Here is a 15,332-nt window from a genome sequence, read left to right as displayed (position 1 = left end):
GGACGAACCTCTGGTGTGTCAGTTGTACTGCCAAGTGCATCGCTGATTAGCTACGTTCGGATGGGATAACCGCTGAAAGCATCTAAGCGGGAAGCTCGCTTCAAGATGAGATTTCCATACACATTCATGTGTGAGAGGCCCCCAGCCAGACCACTGGGTTGATAGGCCGGATGTGGAAGCGAGGACTAAAGACTCGTGAAGCTGACCGGTACTAATAGGCCAACAACTTACACCACACAACACACTGCACGCGTCCACTATGTGGTTCCCGAACAACAACCGTTCCAGGAACCACCACAACAAAATAACAACACCACAGTTGTAACCACAGACTTCCCACCCAACCCCACCAAAAGCGGGTTGGGACGGGTAACAGAGTTACGGCGGTCATAGCGTGGGGGAAACGCCCGGTCCCATTCCGAACCCGGAAGCTAAGACCCACAGCGCCGATGGTACTGCACCCGGGAGGGTGTGGGAGAGTAGGACACCGCCGGACATAAATTAGGAAGAGCCCCGACCACAGGTCGGGGCTCTTCACCTTTAACACCCACACAACAAACACCTATCCCACGCAGTCCACCACAGCTTCCACCACATGGCTGCGCTGATTGTCCTTGCGATACACCAGATACTCCGTGATGGGCTGGACTGCGTCGGCGAAGTCGAGGAGGACCAGCCGCGGATCGTCGTTGAATTCATCCTCTGCGATGACGCCGATCCCAAGGCCGGCAATGACGGCAGCATGGACCGCTTCGCGGCTGTCCGTCTCCAGGACCTCGGCCGGCTGCAACTTTGCCTGGGTGAGGGCTTCCTCAATGCTTCTGCGCGTCACTGAACCGATCTCACGAATGACCAGTGGGTGGGTTACCAGCTCCTTGAGGCCGATGACCTTGGCCCGGGCAAGTGCATGGTCATGCCGCACGAATGCCACAAGGTCTTGTGTAGCGAGCTTTCGCGCCGTGAGGTCGGGGTGGGGTGTCTCGTCCGCGATGATTCCCACGTCCACTGTCCCGGCCAGCACCCGATTCCGGATCTCTGCTGAGTTCCCACTGACCAGTTGAATGCTCACTCCTGGATTTCGCCTACGGAACGCGCTGAGGACACCCACAGCGTTGATAGGGGCGTCAGTGCCGAAGCGTAGTTCTCCCTGCATCACGTGGCGTGCTTTGGCGAGGACTGCCTCGGCTTCAAGTTCGGCCGCGAACAGCTTGGACGTCACCGCAAACAGCTTGCGTCCCAACGGCGTGAGTTCGACGGACCGGCCTGAGCGCTGCAGCAGTTTGATCCCGTGGTGTCGCTCCAACTGACGGACCTGTTCCGAAAGGGTTGGTTGGCTGACATGCGCTGCAGCAGCCGCCGACACATAGCTTCCATAGGTGGCCACCTGATGGAAGGCCCGCAGGTGGATGAGATTCATAGGCATGACCTAAGTCTCCTATAGATACGAATGACTGTCCCTATGAGTTGCCGGCCGACCCAAGTACGGTCAACGTTGTGAAGAAATCACCCCACATCCTGATTGTTGGCATCGACGGCGTCCGTTATGACTCACTGCTGTCCACTCCCACTCGCGCCATGGACCGAGTCGCCGCGACTGGCTTCCTTTTGCCAGTCCGTGTCCACCAAAGGAATGCCACCATCTCTGGTCCGGTGTGGGCCACTGTTGCCACCGGCGTTTATGCCGACCGCCACATGGTGACGGGCAACAGCCATCACCCAGCAGAGCTGGACGCATTGCCGGATTTCACGGAGGTTCTTCGCTCGTCCCACCCGGAGCTGCGGACCATGATCGCGGCCAGCTGGTATCCGCTGGCAACCCCCACACATTGCGGCCCCATCTTCTCCTCCCGCGGTTGGGTGCCAACGCCGGACCCTGAAGAAACGAACGACGCCGCCAGTTGGGTCTGTGCCGACGACGCTGTGGCTGACTACGCGGCCAACCGTTTGGAGAACGAGGATCTCGCTGCTTCTTTTGTGTACTTCGGTGAGGCGGATGTTGAAGCACATAACCACGGAACCGGCTCCGGCTACGTGGCCGCGATCCAGCGCTGTGACGCACGCCTGGGCACCCTGTTGGACGCCATTCAGGCAAGGCCGGACCGGGCTGAAGAAGACTGGACCGTAGTGGTGGTAACGGACCATGGCCACCTGGACGCCGGCGGACATGGCGGCGAGAGCGACGCTGAGCGTACGGCGTGGATCGCAGCCGGCGGTGCAAGCCTGCCCCGCAGGGTATCAGCGGTGGACCACGCAGATATCTTCGCCCAAGTACTCGCGACCTTTGGCGTCAACACAGCGGATTCCGAGGGAGTCCCGTTCGGCGGTCGGCAGGAAGCCCGGCAAGACCCTCGGCTGGACACGCCCTTGGGCAGGCGGCAAGCGGCGGGGCGGCGTTGACGTTCACTGTCACGGCCGCCGTTCTGTTGGCGGCTGTCCTGCACAGCGCCTGGAATGCCTTGGCCAAGTCCATCCCGGACCGGCTTGCCTCCTCCACCATGATTGCCATCGCTTATTTTGTCTCAGGCGTTGTGGGCGCAGCGGTTTTCGGCCTTCCCCTGCAGCAATCGTGGCCGTTCGTCCTTGCCTCGGCGGGACTCCAGACCTGCTACCTCATCCTGCTCACCACGTCCTACAAACATGGCGACTTCTCGCAGGTCTACCCTCTGGCCCGGGGGCTGGCCGTTCTCCTCGTCACGGCAGTGGCCACGACGTTCCTGGCAGAGAAGCTGAGCCCTTGGCAGTTGACTGGAGTGGCCGTCGTCGCGGGTTCATTGCTCAGCCTGGCCCTCACCGGCAAGGGCGCGGCACGAACGGGGCCCACCAATCGCAAAGGCACGCTCTTCGCAGTACTGACCGGCGCCTCGATTGCGGCCTACACCCTGGTGGACGGTACAGGGGTACGCGTGTCAGGGGACCCCATGGCGTATATCTCGTGGCTGTTCCTGCTCCAGGGCTTGCTGATTCCTTTGGTCTGCTGGCGCTTGGCCGCAGATCGCCGCTCCTTCGCCAAACGCGTGGCGCGGTATTGGAAGCCGGGGTTCGCTGGGGGACTGGTGTCCATGCTGGCCTACGGGATTGTGGTCTGGGCCCAGAGCCTGGCGCCTCTGGCCTTGGTATCGGCTCTCCGGGAAACGAGCGTGCTGCTGGCGGGGCTCATCGGAGCGCTTTTCTTCAACGAGCGGTTCAGTCGCGTGCGGCTGGCACTCACAGTGACCGCTGTGGCCGGTATCGCCGCCATTCAGCTGGGCTGATTGCCGCGCAACGAGACTAACCCGAGAAGAACTCCGACAACTCAGAGATCAGCTTTTCAGGAGCCTTGATGGGGCCGTCATGGCCGAAGCCGGGCAGGATGGTGTAGCTCGAGCCGGACAGGACGTCGTGGATCTGGCCGCAGGCAACACCAAAGTAGGCTGGGCTCTTTTCGCCCACCACGATCAGGGTCTCCAACGGTAGCTCCAGGAAGGGTTCAGCCGGCATGTCGGCGGCAATCACTGCCTTGATCTCGCGAACACCACAGGTCATCAACTCACGCATTTGCCGACCCATCGGCGTGCCGGCGGTGAGCTTGTTCGCCAATGTCAGCATGGACAGTGGCATGCGAGCGAAGGCGCCACCGGTCTCGACTCCCTTGATCAGAACGGCGAGACCGCGATCGTAGTCTCCCGCCGCCGTCGCGCGTTCATACTCAGGCGCCCATTCGGCCTTGACGCTGTGGTTGACGGAGACTGCGGGGTCGTAGACGGCGAGGCGTTCCACCGGGAGCGTCCGTGCCGCATGCAAGGCCACTGCGCCGCCGAAGCTGTGACCAAACACGTCAGTGCTGGACGTATGCTTCATGACGGCCTCAAGGTCCCGGATATCGGCTTCAAGGGTGTAGTCCTCGGCCTGCGGCGAGGAATCACCACGTCCACGACGGTTGAAGGTGTGGACGGGGCGGCCCAGAGCCTCACTCAGTTTTTGGGCGAAACGCGTGTAATCGGAGGCGGTCACCATGGAGGCAGGAACGACGACGACGCCGGAACCTGCCGCTGCAAGCTCACCACCTGTGGTGAGAACTTCGAGGTGTCCGCCGTCGGTTGAGATGATGATGTCGCGCGTCATGTCTTGAGCCTAACCGAGCCACCTGACAGCAGGCAGCATGCGGCCACGTATGTGGAAAACCAGTCAGCGTTTGAAGTACTCCGAAATGTCGGACACGAGCTCGCTGACGGCCGCGGGAACCGACCCGTGAAATCCCTTCGGAGAGACCTCCAGCGTGCTGCCCGGGACGGCCCTGTTCAGGCGCGCGGCGGCGACCTTATAGAACTGGGGACTCTTCTTTCCCACCATGAAGTGCGTGGTGGGTGGCAGAACAGAGAAGTCACGAGGTGTATCGGAGGTTTCGAACGCTGCCTTCAGCTCACCCACGCCGGACGGCATAAGCTCACGAAATAACTTGTTCACCTTGGTCCGCGACACCACGGCCATGAGCCCCACCAACACCGGCTCCGGGACCCGCGCGAGGGCCGTTCCCGGATGCATTCCCCGCCGCATCCGTGCCATTGCCCGATTGATATGGCCCTTGTTGACCGAGTCCGCGAACCCGGCAAGCCAGTCCGTGTCCATGCTTCCGTCAATATTCACCGCGGCGTCGTACACCGCGAGTTTGTCCGGCTGGTGGTGCGTGCCGGCGAAGGCCTGGGCTGCGTTCAAGGCCACGGATCCGCCCAGGCTGTGGCCCAGGATGTTCCGTGCTCCGGTAGCGTCCAAAATGGTGCGGACGTCGGCAATCTCCGTAGCCATGGAGTAGTCGTGCGGCTGTTCCGTGGATTTGCCCCGGCCGCGGCGGTCATACACGTCCACGGCCCAGCCCTCACCCAGGCCCTTTGACAGGGCGACGGAGAAGGGCCGATATATGAGCGCTGTGAGGAACGCCCCTCCGATGAGCACCACGCGGCGTTCGCCGGGCGCGTCTTCGGTGCCGTAGCTGTACAAGGCGAGCTTGCCGCCGTCGTGCGTCCTTATCTCGCGTTCCCTCACCGGAACATCCTAGGCGGCGTTGGCAGGTTCTCCTGGTAGGTGGCTCCCCGAAAGGAACCGGGCAATGCGTGCCGCGAGGCGCCGGCCGGGGCGCAGCGGACCTTCATGGAACTGCAGCGGCACAATCGCAAATTCGATGGCCGGCACAGCTCCGGCGAGGATCCGGCCAGTCTCTGCGAAATACGACGGACTCCACCCGCCGCTGAGCATCAGGGTGGGGGTAGAGAGTTTCATGAAGTCGTGAAGGTGCGCGTCGGCATCCAGTACCGCCCTCATTTCGGTGACCGCGGTGGGCAGCAGGGAACGCATCTCCAAGCCCAGCCGGGTCCGGGCCGAGAGGACACTCAGCGTCCGCAGCGCACCCATGGGCAGGTAGGAAATGGGCCCAGCGGTCCCCAACCCCTGCACCAGGTGTGCCCATGCGTGGTCCAGCTTGCCCGCAGTGACTGCTTCCTCAAGCTCCGGGCGCCACCTGCTGCTGAGGTTGCCGGACAGCGACACCGCGGCGTCGTAGGTGACAAGTCTGTTGATCTTGGCGCGGCGGGCGGCCTGCAGCGCCACGAATCCGCCATAACTGTGCGCCACAACATCCGTGGAACCGCTTTTTTCCATGACTGCTTGAAGGTCCGCGATCTCCGTGTCCACGGAATAGCCCGGCGGTTGGGGCGCGGAATGCCCACGGCCGCGTCGGTTATAGCTGTGAACCGGTCGGCCCAACATAACGCTGAGGGTCCGTGCGAATGGCCAGTACAGGGAATCGGTCACCAACGTGCCATGGACAAGCACGACGCCGGCCGGTTCAGCAGGTGCCTTCGACCCCGGAATCGACGCACCCGAGGCAGGCCGGAAGGTGTGCACCTCAAGCTGGCCGCCGCCGTCGTCCGTTTCAACCGTCCATGTCTCCACAATCCCGAGTCTAGGCGTTCGCCTGATCTTGGGGCCCGGAAGTAAAGGCCCGTAATCACCGGTAAACTTAAGGACTGTGACTTCCGCAAACACCCCAGCCCCGAACACCTCCGCAGAGCCCGTCGACGCCAGCGAGCAAATGCGCATCCGTATGGAGAAGCGCGCCAAGCTGATCGAACGCGGCACAGAGGCTTATCCGGTGGGTGTTGAGCGGACCCACTCGCTGAGTGAAATCCGCGAGAAATACGCGCACCTGGAAGCTGACGAGACCACGGGCGACACCGTGGGCGTCACGGGCCGTGTGGTGTTCGTGCGCAACACCGGAAAGCTGTGCTTCGCAACCCTCCAGGAGGGCGGCGTGGACGGCAAGGGCGTACGCCTGCAGGCCATGCTGAGCCTGGCCAACGTCGGCGAGGAAGCCCTCGCCGACTGGAAAGCGCTGGTGGACCTCGGCGACCACGTGTTCATCAAGGGCGAGGTCATCTCGTCCCGGCGCGGCGAGCTGTCCGTGATGGCCGACTCCTGGTCCATGGCGTCCAAGGCTCTCCGCCCGCTCCCGGTCCTGCACGCCGAGCTGAACGAGGAAACCCGGGTGCGCCAGCGGTACGTGGACCTCATGGTCCGCGACGAAGCCCGCGAGATGGTCTATAAGCGCGCCGCCATCACCCGCTCCGTCCGGGACACCCTGGACCGCCACGGCTACGTCGAAGTGGAAACCCCCATCCTGCAGCTGGTCCACGGCGGCGCTACAGCCCGCCCGTTCGAGACGCACATGAACGCCTTCGACCAGAAGATGACCCTTCGCATCGCCACCGAGCTTTTCCTGAAGCGTGCCGTTGTTGGTGGCATTGACCGTGTTTACGACATGGGCCGGGTGTTCCGCAACGAAGGCGTCGACTCCACACACAGCCCCGAGTTCACCACCTTGGAATGTTACGAAGCGTGGGCGGACCAATTCGTCATGGCCGAACGCATGAAGGAAATTATCCTGAATGTGGCCGACGTTGTTGGAACCCGCACCATCCAAACGGATGCCGGCGAAATCAATCTCGACGGCGAATGGGCTTGGGTTGCGGTGTACCCGGGTCTTTCCGAGGCAGTGGGTGTGGAGATCACTCCGGACACTACTGTTGAGGAACTGTTGGCGCTCGCTGCCAAGCACGAGGTCAAGGTTGACCCCAAGTGGGACGCCGAGAAGATCGTGGTTGAGCTGTTTGGCGAGATCGTGGAGCCCACACTGCTGAACCCCACGTTCGTCTACGACTACCCGCCCTCGGCCCAGCCGCTGGCCCGCCCGCACCGCGAGGACGGCCGCCTGATCGAAGCGTGGGACCTGATCATCGGCGGCATGGAGCGCGGTACTGCATTCTCCGAGCTCATTGACCCTGTGATCCAGCGGGACCGCCTCACGGAGCAGTCACGCCGCTCTGCTGCGGGCGATGAGGAAGCCATGCAGCTGGACGAGGACTTCCTCCGTGCCCTCGAATACGGTGCGCCGCCCATGGGTGGCATCGGACTTGGCATCGACCGCCTGGTGATGCTGTTCACCGGCGCGGGTATCCGCGAAACCATCCTGTTCCCCTTGCTGAAGCCCGAAGGACACTGATCATGGAGTACATCGCAGTCCTGGCGCCATCGGTAGTGGTGGGATTGATCTTCTGGTTTGCCATGAAGTCGATCTTCAATGCTGACAAATCCGAGCGCCAGGCCGAAGCCCGCGCCCAGGCCGAAGCGAATTCGAAAAATTCCGGCCCGGCCACTGATGGTCCAGTCGCTAAATAGGCCCTGCAATTGGGTTGTGGTTACCGTCGAATCCAATTGTGCTTTGACGCGCGTGCTTGCCGTGACAGATAATCAATAAAGAAACCCGGGGAATTTCTGATTATCCATCCCTCCCAATGAGAGGCAACTCATGGCACAGAAAGTAAAAATCATCCTCGTCGATGACCTGGATGAAGGGGCTGCGGACGAAACTGTCCGTTTTGGCCTGGACGGTGTGAGCTACGAGATGGACCTGTCCACGGCCAACGCAGCTTCGCTTCGGAACGCCCTGGAGCCATTCGTCGCTAAGGCCAGGAAGACTTCCTCTGGTCGCGCCACGCGGGGACGTGCAACAGCTGCCCGCAGCCAGGACTCCGCACAGATTCGCCAGTGGGCACGTGACAATGGCTACACGGTTAACAGCCGCGGACGTATTCAGGCCGAAATTCAGGAAGCCTACCAAAAGGCCAATTCCTGATTCACCACTTCAATGCCCCGGCAGTCACTGCCGGGGCATTGGTAGTTTAACCGCCCGGTTTGTTGGGCTCCAGGTTCCTCGAAGGCTAGGAATATTCGGTGAATCGCCTCCGCCTCTGGCGGCCCTGAATAGCGGCGCTATTGGGCGGTCGCAATGCTTCCGGATCTACGATGCCCACTAAGATCTACGATGCCCAGTAATACGCCAGTCGGTCCCTTTGCTGACGGTGGGAGGTAGCGGCCGGCCGTCGAGGACACAGGGTGCCACCACGTGTCTCCACGGTCAAGGGTGCGAACCGGATTTATTCCGTGGCCGCGTCATGTTTCCCCTGTGGCGAACACGCTCCAAAAGTCTTGCTCCGGCACGTAGCATCAAAGTACGTCGTAGCTAGGAGTGTGGCGAAATGTTTGAGAGATTTACGGACCGTGCCCGTCGCGTGGTCGTCCTTGCCCAAGAAGAGGCACGGATGCTCAACCACAATTACATCGGTACCGAGCACATCCTCTTGGGTCTGATCCACGAGGGTGAAGGCGTTGCCGCCAAGGCGCTCGAGTCCCTGAGCATTTCGCTCGATGGCGTTCGCGAGCAGGTGCAGGAGATTATCGGTCAGGGCCAGCAGGCTCCATCCGGTCACATCCCCTTCACGCCGCGCGCCAAGAAGGTGCTTGAGCTTTCGCTCCGCGAGGCACTGCAGCTCGGCCACAACTACATCGGTACTGAGCACATCCTGCTCGGCCTCATTCGCGAGGGCGAAGGCGTGGCCGCCCAGGTACTGGTCAAGCTTGGTGCGGACCTCAACCGGGTCCGCCAGCAGGTCATCCAGCTGCTCTCGGGTTACCAGGGCAAGGAGACCGCAGGCAGCGGCTCTGGCCAGGGCCAGCCGGAAGGTACACCTGCCGGCTCGGTAGTGCTGGACCAGTTCGGCCGCAACCTCACCCAGGCTGCACGCGAAAACAAGCTCGATCCTGTGATCGGCCGCGAGCAGGAGATGGAACGCGTCATGCAGGTCCTCTCCCGCCGCACCAAGAACAATCCCGTGCTGATTGGTGAGCCCGGCGTCGGTAAGACTGCCGTCGTCGAAGGTCTCGCCCAAGCGATCGTCCGCGGCGATGTCCCGGAGACCATCAAGGATAAGCAGCTCTACACGCTTGACCTCGGCTCACTGGTTGCCGGCTCGCGCTACCGCGGTGACTTCGAAGAGCGCCTGAAGAAGGTCCTCAAGGAAATCCGCACCCGCGGGGACATCATCCTCTTCATCGACGAGATCCACACCCTGGTTGGTGCAGGTGCCGCCGAAGGTGCGATCGATGCTGCGTCCATCCTGAAGCCCATGCTGGCCCGTGGTGAACTCCAGACCATTGGTGCCACCACGCTGGACGAGTACCGCAAGCACATCGAAAAGGATGCCGCTCTTGAGCGCCGCTTCCAGCCGATCCAGGTCAAGGAACCCTCTGTTGCGCACGCAATCGAGATCCTGAAGGGCCTTCGCGACCGTTACGAGGCACACCACCGCGTCACGATTACCGACGGCGCCCTCGCCTCCGCAGCGCAGCTGGCCGAACGCTACATCTCGGACCGCTTCCTGCCGGACAAGGCGATCGACCTCATTGACGAAGCCGGCGCACGCCTGCGCATCCGTCGCATGACCGCTCCGCCGGAGCTCAAGGCCATGGATGAGCGGATCGCCGAGGTGAAGATGGAGAAGGAATCCGCCATCGACGCCCAGGACTTTGAGGGTGCTGCCTCGCTGCGCGACAAGGAGCAGAAGCTCATTGCCGAACGCGCGGAGAAGGAACGCAACTGGAAGTCCGGCGGCATGGACGACATCTCCGAGGTAGACGAAGACCTGATTGCTGAAGTTCTGGCGAACTCCACAGGCATTCCGGTCTTCAAGCTCACCGAGGAAGAGTCCTCGCGCCTGCTCAAGATGGAAGACGAACTGCACAAGCGGGTCGTCGGCCAGGACGAGGCCATCAAGGCCCTGTCGCAGGCCATCCGCCGTACCCGTGCAGGCCTGAAGGACCCCAAGCGTCCCGGTGGCTCGTTCATCTTCGCCGGCCCCACCGGCGTCGGCAAGACCGAGCTCGCCAAGGCGCTTGCTGAGTTCCTGTTCGGTGAAGAGGACGCCCTCATCACGCTGGACATGTCCGAATACTCCGAGAAGCACACGGTTTCGCGTCTCTTCGGTGCACCTCCGGGCTACGTCGGCTACGAAGAAGGCGGCCAGCTGACCGAGAAGGTCCGCAGGCGTCCGTTCTCCGTTGTCCTGTTCGACGAAGTTGAGAAGGCCCACGCGGACCTCTTCAACTCCCTGCTGCAGATTCTGGAAGACGGCCGCCTGACCGACTCCCAGGGCCGCGTGGTGGACTTCAAGAACACCGTGATCATCATGACCACCAACCTTGGTACCCGCGATATCTCCAAGAGCGTGGCCACGGGCTTCCAGTCCGGCACGGACACCCAGACCGGCTACAACCGCATGCGGGCCCGGGTCACCGAAGAGCTCAAGCAGCACTTCCGCCCCGAGTTCCTTAACCGTGTTGACGACGTCGTGGTGTTCCCGCAGCTGACGCAGGACGAGATCATCGAGATCGTGGACCTGTTCGTGACCCGTTTGGAGCGTCGACTCAAGGACAAGGACATGGGCATCGAGCTCACCACGGCTGCCAAGGTTCTCCTGGCCACGCGTGGTTACGATCCCGCGATGGGTGCCCGGCCTCTGCGCCGCACCATTCAGCGCGAGATCGAGGACCAGCTGTCCGAGAAGATCCTGTTCGGCGAGCTGCACTCCGGCGACATCGTTGTGGTGGACGTGGATGGCGAAGGTGACGACGCCAAGTTCACGTTCGAAGGCAACGCCAAGCCGCGCATCCCGGAGATCGCTCCGACCGCGTAAGGCACGTTGCTTGACGGCAGGAAGCCCCGCTCATTCCGCAAGGAGTGGGCGGGGCATTCGCTTTAATCCGGCGGATGGGAGGGGATTCCTGCACCGGTCAGGTAATTCGTGACGATGCTGGTGAAATGCTCGTCCGGGTGGCCCTCGTCGGAGTGTCCTGTCAGCGCGGCAGTCAGGTGCGGGTAGTCCCCGGCCTTGAGGGCTTCCGCGAGGTACTGCCCGCGGTTTGTTGCGGCACCCTTCGGTCCAGGCGGACGCGCCGTGGCCATCTCGTTTTGCACGAATGCCGAAGTGATGGCTGACAGCATGGCCACGGTCTGCAGCTTGGCGGGGCCGGGAAGGTCCACGGATTCCAAGGTGGTCAGGGCGGCTTCCATGTAACGGAGTGAGTTGGGCCCCATGGACGGCCGGGTCAACAGCAGCGGAGCCAGCCACGGGTGCCGTTGCATGATGCCCCGGCCCTGGTGTGCCAGATCCAGCAGTTGCTCCAGTGGCCCGCCGGTCCCCGGCTCGAGGTGGTACTCGCCGCTGACTGTGTCCATCATGAGTTCAACAAGTTCATCGTGGGATTTCACATACCGGTACAGGGAGGCTGCGCCCGCTCCCACGCTGGCGGCAACCCGTCGGATGGAGACCGCAGCCAGTCCTTCCTGATCGGCGATCCGGAGTGCCGCCGTCGCGATTCCGCTCCGGGAGTGTTCAGGTTTTGGCCCGACCGCCGAGCGCTCAGGGCGGCGCCAGAGGTCGGTGGGATCCAAAGCAGGCAATCCAGTACCGCCTTTCCCGGGGTAGATGAGGTTTGGTCCTGGTCCCATTTGACTATATTCTTAATTGCGAACGGTGATCGCAATTATGGGCGAGGAGAAGCAATGCGGGTTCTTATGGTGACTCCGGGCACGCGCGGAGACGTTGCGCCCATGGCTGGGCTCGGTTCCCGCCTGCAGGGCATGGGGTACGAGGTGGCCATTGCGGCAAACCCCGCCTACGCACCCTTGGTTGTTGAGTCGGGATGCGAGTTCCGGCCGCTCCCTGGCGACCTGACCGAACTGATTCGGCAGCCTGCGCCCGGCGCGAAGGCTGCGGGAGGAAGTGTGCTCTCCTTCTGGCGAAAGCTCAGCGAATACATGGAGAACGCAGCTACCGGAACCCTGGTGGCAGCCGAGGCGGGCGCCGATGTTATTCTGGCCAATTCGGTGGCACCCTATGCCTTCGACGTTGCTGAGGCTTTCGGCATTCCGGCCATTGGCGCCCACCTGCAGCCCACGGAACCCAGTGCAGCGTATCCTCCTGTGCTGATGAATTCGGCTCGAAGCCTTGGCCCTCTGGGGAACAGAATCATTGGTGAGCGCGCATCCGCTGGCCCGGCACCCTATGACGCTCCCAGTGCACGCCTTCGAAAGGCGCTGGGGCTGAAAAAGGAAAGCCGTGCAGCCGGTGAGCGGCGTCGGAGGAGGGCGAAGGCCACCATCCTTCACGGCATTAGCCCCACAGTGCTGCCCAAACCGACTGATTGGCACTCCGGGCTTGTCATGGCGGGGTATTGGTGGCCGGTGTTGAAGCCGGGCTGGCAGCCGTCCGCGGATCTTGTGGATTTCCTTGCCGATGGTCCGCAGCCGGTCTTCGTCGGCTTTGGAAGCAGCGCCCACATCGACCCCGATTTCATTCTTGAGTCCACGCGCCGGGCTGGCGTGAGGGCGGTGGTGCAGGGTGTGGAGGGAGCCCTGGGCGACGACGCAATCGGCATTGGGAGCGTTCCGCATGAGTGGCTGTTCCCGCAGATGGGCGCCGTGGTTCATCACGCCGGGGCGGGGACTACTGCGGCGGGGCTGCGTGCCGGCGTGCCCACTGTGGGTGTCCCGGTGTATACAGACCAGCCGCTCTGGGCTTCCCGCGTTGCCGCCCTTGGTGCTGGGCCCGCGCCGATCCAGTACAAGAAGCTGACTCCGGAGCGCCTCGGTGACGCTGTCAAGCAAGCCGTCAACACGCCGTCGTATGCATTGCGGGCAGCGGAGCTGGGGGGTGCCATCGCGAAAGAAGATGGCACCGTGGCTGTTGTTGAGGCCCTGCGGAGCCTCTGACGCTTCGAAGAATATCTGAAAGTACTGTTTCACTGTGAGTGAACCACTCTGTGATCGGCGGCACATTCCGTGTTGAATCGGATCATGGACTCTGCTGACACTCACAATCAGGGCGAGCAGCCCGAAACTCCTTTTCACGATATCGACCACTATCTCTCCATCCCGCGGGTAGGTGGCCTCACACTGAGCCCGGATGGCAAGCGACTGGTGACCGCCGTGACGACGCAGAACGGCAAGGGAACCGAATTCGCCACGGCCCTGTGGGAACTCGATCCCACCGGCCGGAACCACGCACGCCGGATCACGCGCAGCGCCAAAGGCGAGGCCGGCGCCGTCTTCGCCGCCAATGGCGACCTGTACTTCACTTCCGCACGTCCTGACCCCGACAGCCCCGAGGCCGATCCCGTCAACGCGCTGTGGCTGCTGCCTGCTGATGGGGGAGAAGCGCGCGTAGTGCACTCCCGCGCCGGCGGCATCAGTTCCGTCCTGGCCGCTAAAGATGCCGACGCAACCTTCATCAACGCCGAAGTCCTTGCCGGATCCGCAGACGAGGATAACGACGAAGAGCGCCGCAAGGCACGCAAAGACAACAAGGTCTCAGCCATCCTGCACAGCGGCTACCCTGTCCGATATTGGGATGCGGACCTCGGCCCAGCCGAGCCACGTCTCTTTGCGGTGGAACGGGGCGAAGACCAGGAGCCTGGCAAGCCGTCCACTGTTGACGTCGCACCGCCGCTCAAGCTGCGCAACCTGACGCCCGGCATCGGCAGTTCGCTCCGCGAGGCAAAAACCGTGGTGAGCCCGGACGGTAAAACCATCTACACGAGCATGACCAGAGCCCTGGCAAAGGCCGACAGCCGCGAAGTACTCGCTGCCGTCGATGTCGCCACTGGCAACGTCAAGGTACTGCTGGACCACGAAGGCATGAGCTATTTCCCTGGTCCCGTCAGCCCGGACAACAGCACGTTGGTAGTGGAGAGCGAAAGTGACACCACTCCCACCGAGGCTCCCCAAGTGAAGCTGCACCTGCTCAACGTCTCCGGCGGAGAGACCACGGACCTGGAGCCGCTCGCGCACCAGTGGGACCGATGGGCCAACGCGCTCGCGTGGCTTCCGGATGGCAGCGCCATTCTGGCGAAAGCGGACGACGACGGCGCGTCGCCGGTTTTCCGGATTGACGTCGCCGATGGTGGCGTCACGAGGGTGACGAAGGATGCCGCCGCCTATTCCGACGTCGTGGTTTCCCCTGACGGAACCACGGCGTATGCGCTGCGAAGCTCGTACGAGTACCCCGCCGAGGCCGTACGGATCGACCTCGCTACAGGAGAAACAGTCCGGCTGCAGGCGCCCGCGGAGCGACCCGCCTACAAGGGTCGCCTGGAGCGCGTGGAGACGACGGCGGAGGACGGCTCGCGTGTTCCCGCGTACCTTGCGCTTCCGGACAGCGCGTCTCCCGACAGCCCTGCGCCGCTGCTTTTGTGGATCCATGGCGGACCGCTGAGCTCGTGGAACGCGTGGACGTGGCGCTGGAACCCGTGGCTGCTGGTGGCCAAGGGCTACGCCGTGCTCCTGCCCGATCCCGCCCTCTCTACAGGCTACGGTCAGGAGTTCATCCAGCGCGGATGGGGCGAGTGGGGCAAGAAGCCCTTCACCGACCTCATGGCCATCACGGATGCGGTAGTGGCGCGGCCGGACATTGACGAATCCCGGACCGCGGCCATGGGCGGGTCGTTCGGCGGCTACATGGCCAACTGGGTGGCCGGCCAGACCGATCGCTTCAAGGCGATCGTCACCCACGCCAGCCTGTGGGCGCTGGACCAGTTCGGCCCCACCACGGACGCGGCCCAGTACTGGCTGAAGGAAATGACTGTGGAGATGGCGATGGAGAACTCGCCGCACCGGAACGTCGGCAACATCAAGACGCCCATGCTGGTGATCCACGGCGACAAGGACTATCGCGTCCCCATTGGTGAAGGCCTGCGCCTTTGGTACGAACTCCTGTCCTCCTCGCAGCTGCCCGCGGATGAGAATGGCCAGAGCCCGCACCGCTTCCTCTACTTCCCGGACGAGAACCACTGGGTGCTGCAGCCGCAGCACGCGAAGGTCTGGTACGGCGTGGTGGAGCACTTCCTGGCCAAGCAGGTGCTGGGTGAGGAGCAGGACCTCCCGGAGGAGCTGGGGCTGTAAGAGGGCC

Annotated in this window: 13 protein-coding genes and 2 rRNA genes; 10 read left to right on the top strand and 5 right to left on the bottom strand. The window is 62.8% G+C overall.

Annotated elements, in window-relative coordinates:
- Positions 1-236: ribosomal RNA gene (locus ACR30Z_RS10960) — 23S ribosomal RNA — on the top strand; the annotation flags it as partial.
- Between the two features lie 143 nt (positions 237-379).
- Positions 380-496 (top strand): 5S ribosomal RNA (rrf, locus tag ACR30Z_RS10955).
- Between the two features lie 66 nt (positions 497-562).
- Here rrf and ACR30Z_RS10950 read toward each other — a convergent pair.
- Positions 563-1,423: a LysR substrate-binding domain-containing protein gene (locus tag ACR30Z_RS10950; RefSeq protein ID WP_434372564.1), complete on the bottom strand. Its 861-nt coding sequence runs from the start codon at positions 1,421-1,423 to the stop codon at positions 563-565.
- Between the two features lie 71 nt (positions 1,424-1,494).
- On the opposite strand from ACR30Z_RS10950, the gene ACR30Z_RS10945 reads away from it, so the two are divergent.
- Entirely contained in the window at positions 1,495-2,397 is a 903-nt protein-coding gene (locus ACR30Z_RS10945; RefSeq protein WP_434372563.1) for an alkaline phosphatase family protein, read from the top strand.
- Positions 2,394-3,251 carry an EamA family transporter gene (locus tag ACR30Z_RS10940; protein ID WP_434372562.1) on the top strand — a complete coding sequence of 286 codons (858 nt, stop codon included), beginning with the start codon at positions 2,394-2,396 and terminating at the stop codon, positions 3,249-3,251. The genes ACR30Z_RS10945 and ACR30Z_RS10940 overlap by 4 nt, the downstream gene beginning before the upstream one ends.
- A gap of 16 nt (positions 3,252-3,267) precedes the next feature.
- Here the strand turns inward: ACR30Z_RS10940 and ACR30Z_RS10935 are convergent, their stop codons facing one another.
- The 3 genes from ACR30Z_RS10935 to ACR30Z_RS10925 all read right to left on the bottom strand — a co-directional run bounded on the left by ACR30Z_RS10935 (position 3,268) and on the right by ACR30Z_RS10925 (position 5,925).
- Positions 3,268-4,101 (bottom strand): alpha/beta fold hydrolase, encoded by an 834-nt coding sequence (locus ACR30Z_RS10935; protein WP_144653242.1) that lies wholly within the window; start codon positions 4,099-4,101, stop codon positions 3,268-3,270.
- A gap of 63 nt (positions 4,102-4,164) precedes the next feature.
- Positions 4,165-5,019, bottom strand: a complete 855-nt coding sequence (locus tag ACR30Z_RS10930) for an alpha/beta fold hydrolase (RefSeq protein ID WP_144653241.1) — start codon at positions 5,017-5,019, stop codon at positions 4,165-4,167.
- 9 nt (positions 5,020-5,028) lie between these two features.
- Complete coding sequence (locus tag ACR30Z_RS10925; RefSeq protein ID WP_144653240.1) at positions 5,029-5,925, bottom strand: alpha/beta fold hydrolase; 897 nt, start codon at positions 5,923-5,925, stop codon at positions 5,029-5,031.
- Positions 5,926-6,001: 76 nt separating this feature from the next.
- Between ACR30Z_RS10925 and lysS the strand changes: the two genes are divergently transcribed.
- The 4 genes from lysS to ACR30Z_RS10905 all read left to right on the top strand — a co-directional run bounded on the left by lysS (position 6,002) and on the right by ACR30Z_RS10905 (position 11,060).
- The gene (lysS, locus tag ACR30Z_RS10920) at positions 6,002-7,531 is read left to right on the top strand and encodes a lysine--tRNA ligase (RefSeq protein WP_144653239.1); all 1,530 of its coding nucleotides are present in this window, start codon (positions 6,002-6,004) and stop codon (positions 7,529-7,531) included.
- Positions 7,532-7,533: 2 nt separating this feature from the next.
- Entirely contained in the window at positions 7,534-7,707 is a 174-nt protein-coding gene (locus ACR30Z_RS10915; RefSeq protein WP_167510548.1) for a hypothetical protein, read from the top strand.
- Positions 7,708-7,837: 130 nt separating this feature from the next.
- The gene (locus ACR30Z_RS10910) at positions 7,838-8,164 is read left to right on the top strand and encodes a histone-like nucleoid-structuring protein Lsr2 (RefSeq protein ID WP_144653238.1); all 327 of its coding nucleotides are present in this window, start codon (positions 7,838-7,840) and stop codon (positions 8,162-8,164) included.
- 403 nt (positions 8,165-8,567) lie between these two features.
- Positions 8,568-11,060 (top strand): ATP-dependent Clp protease ATP-binding subunit, encoded by a 2,493-nt coding sequence (locus ACR30Z_RS10905; RefSeq protein WP_144653237.1) that lies wholly within the window; start codon positions 8,568-8,570, stop codon positions 11,058-11,060.
- A gap of 62 nt (positions 11,061-11,122) precedes the next feature.
- Here the strand turns inward: ACR30Z_RS10905 and ACR30Z_RS10900 are convergent, their stop codons facing one another.
- Complete coding sequence (locus tag ACR30Z_RS10900) at positions 11,123-11,875, bottom strand: TetR/AcrR family transcriptional regulator (protein ID WP_434372560.1); 753 nt, start codon at positions 11,873-11,875, stop codon at positions 11,123-11,125.
- 54 nt (positions 11,876-11,929) lie between these two features.
- On the opposite strand from ACR30Z_RS10900, the gene ACR30Z_RS10895 reads away from it, so the two are divergent.
- Positions 11,930-13,138, top strand: coding sequence for a glycosyltransferase (locus ACR30Z_RS10895; RefSeq protein ID WP_434372558.1), 1,209 nt, complete (start codon positions 11,930-11,932; stop codon positions 13,136-13,138).
- 84 nt (positions 13,139-13,222) lie between these two features.
- Positions 13,223-15,325 carry a S9 family peptidase gene (locus ACR30Z_RS10890; protein ID WP_434372556.1) on the top strand — a complete coding sequence of 701 codons (2,103 nt, stop codon included), beginning with the start codon at positions 13,223-13,225 and terminating at the stop codon, positions 15,323-15,325.
- The last annotated feature ends 7 nt before the right edge of the window (positions 15,326-15,332 follow it).

Source organism: Paenarthrobacter sp. FR1, from assembly GCF_051106045.1.
Taxonomy (GTDB): Bacteria; Actinomycetota; Actinomycetes; order Actinomycetales; family Micrococcaceae; genus Arthrobacter; species Arthrobacter nitroguajacolicus_A.
Note: the sequence above shows the minus strand (reverse complement) of the source record. Positions and strands in the feature narration are given on the sequence as shown.

Coding starts and splice junctions, on each gene's coding strand:
- ACR30Z_RS10950 (WP_434372564.1), bottom strand. CDS start 1,423: ATGCCTATGAATCTCATCCACCTGCGGGCCTTCCATCAGGTGGCCACC.
- ACR30Z_RS10935 (WP_144653242.1), bottom strand. CDS start 4,101: ATGACGCGCGACATCATCATCTCAACCGACGGCGGACACCTCGAAGTT.
- ACR30Z_RS10915 (WP_167510548.1), top strand. CDS start 7,534: ATGGAGTACATCGCAGTCCTGGCGCCATCGGTAGTGGTGGGATTGATC.
- ACR30Z_RS10910 (WP_144653238.1), top strand. CDS start 7,838: ATGGCACAGAAAGTAAAAATCATCCTCGTCGATGACCTGGATGAAGGG.
- ACR30Z_RS10905 (WP_144653237.1), top strand. CDS start 8,568: ATGTTTGAGAGATTTACGGACCGTGCCCGTCGCGTGGTCGTCCTTGCC.
- ACR30Z_RS10900 (WP_434372560.1), bottom strand. CDS start 11,875: ATGGGACCAGGACCAAACCTCATCTACCCCGGGAAAGGCGGTACTGGA.
- ACR30Z_RS10895 (WP_434372558.1), top strand. CDS start 11,930: ATGCGGGTTCTTATGGTGACTCCGGGCACGCGCGGAGACGTTGCGCCC.
- ACR30Z_RS10890 (WP_434372556.1), top strand. CDS start 13,223: ATGGACTCTGCTGACACTCACAATCAGGGCGAGCAGCCCGAAACTCCT.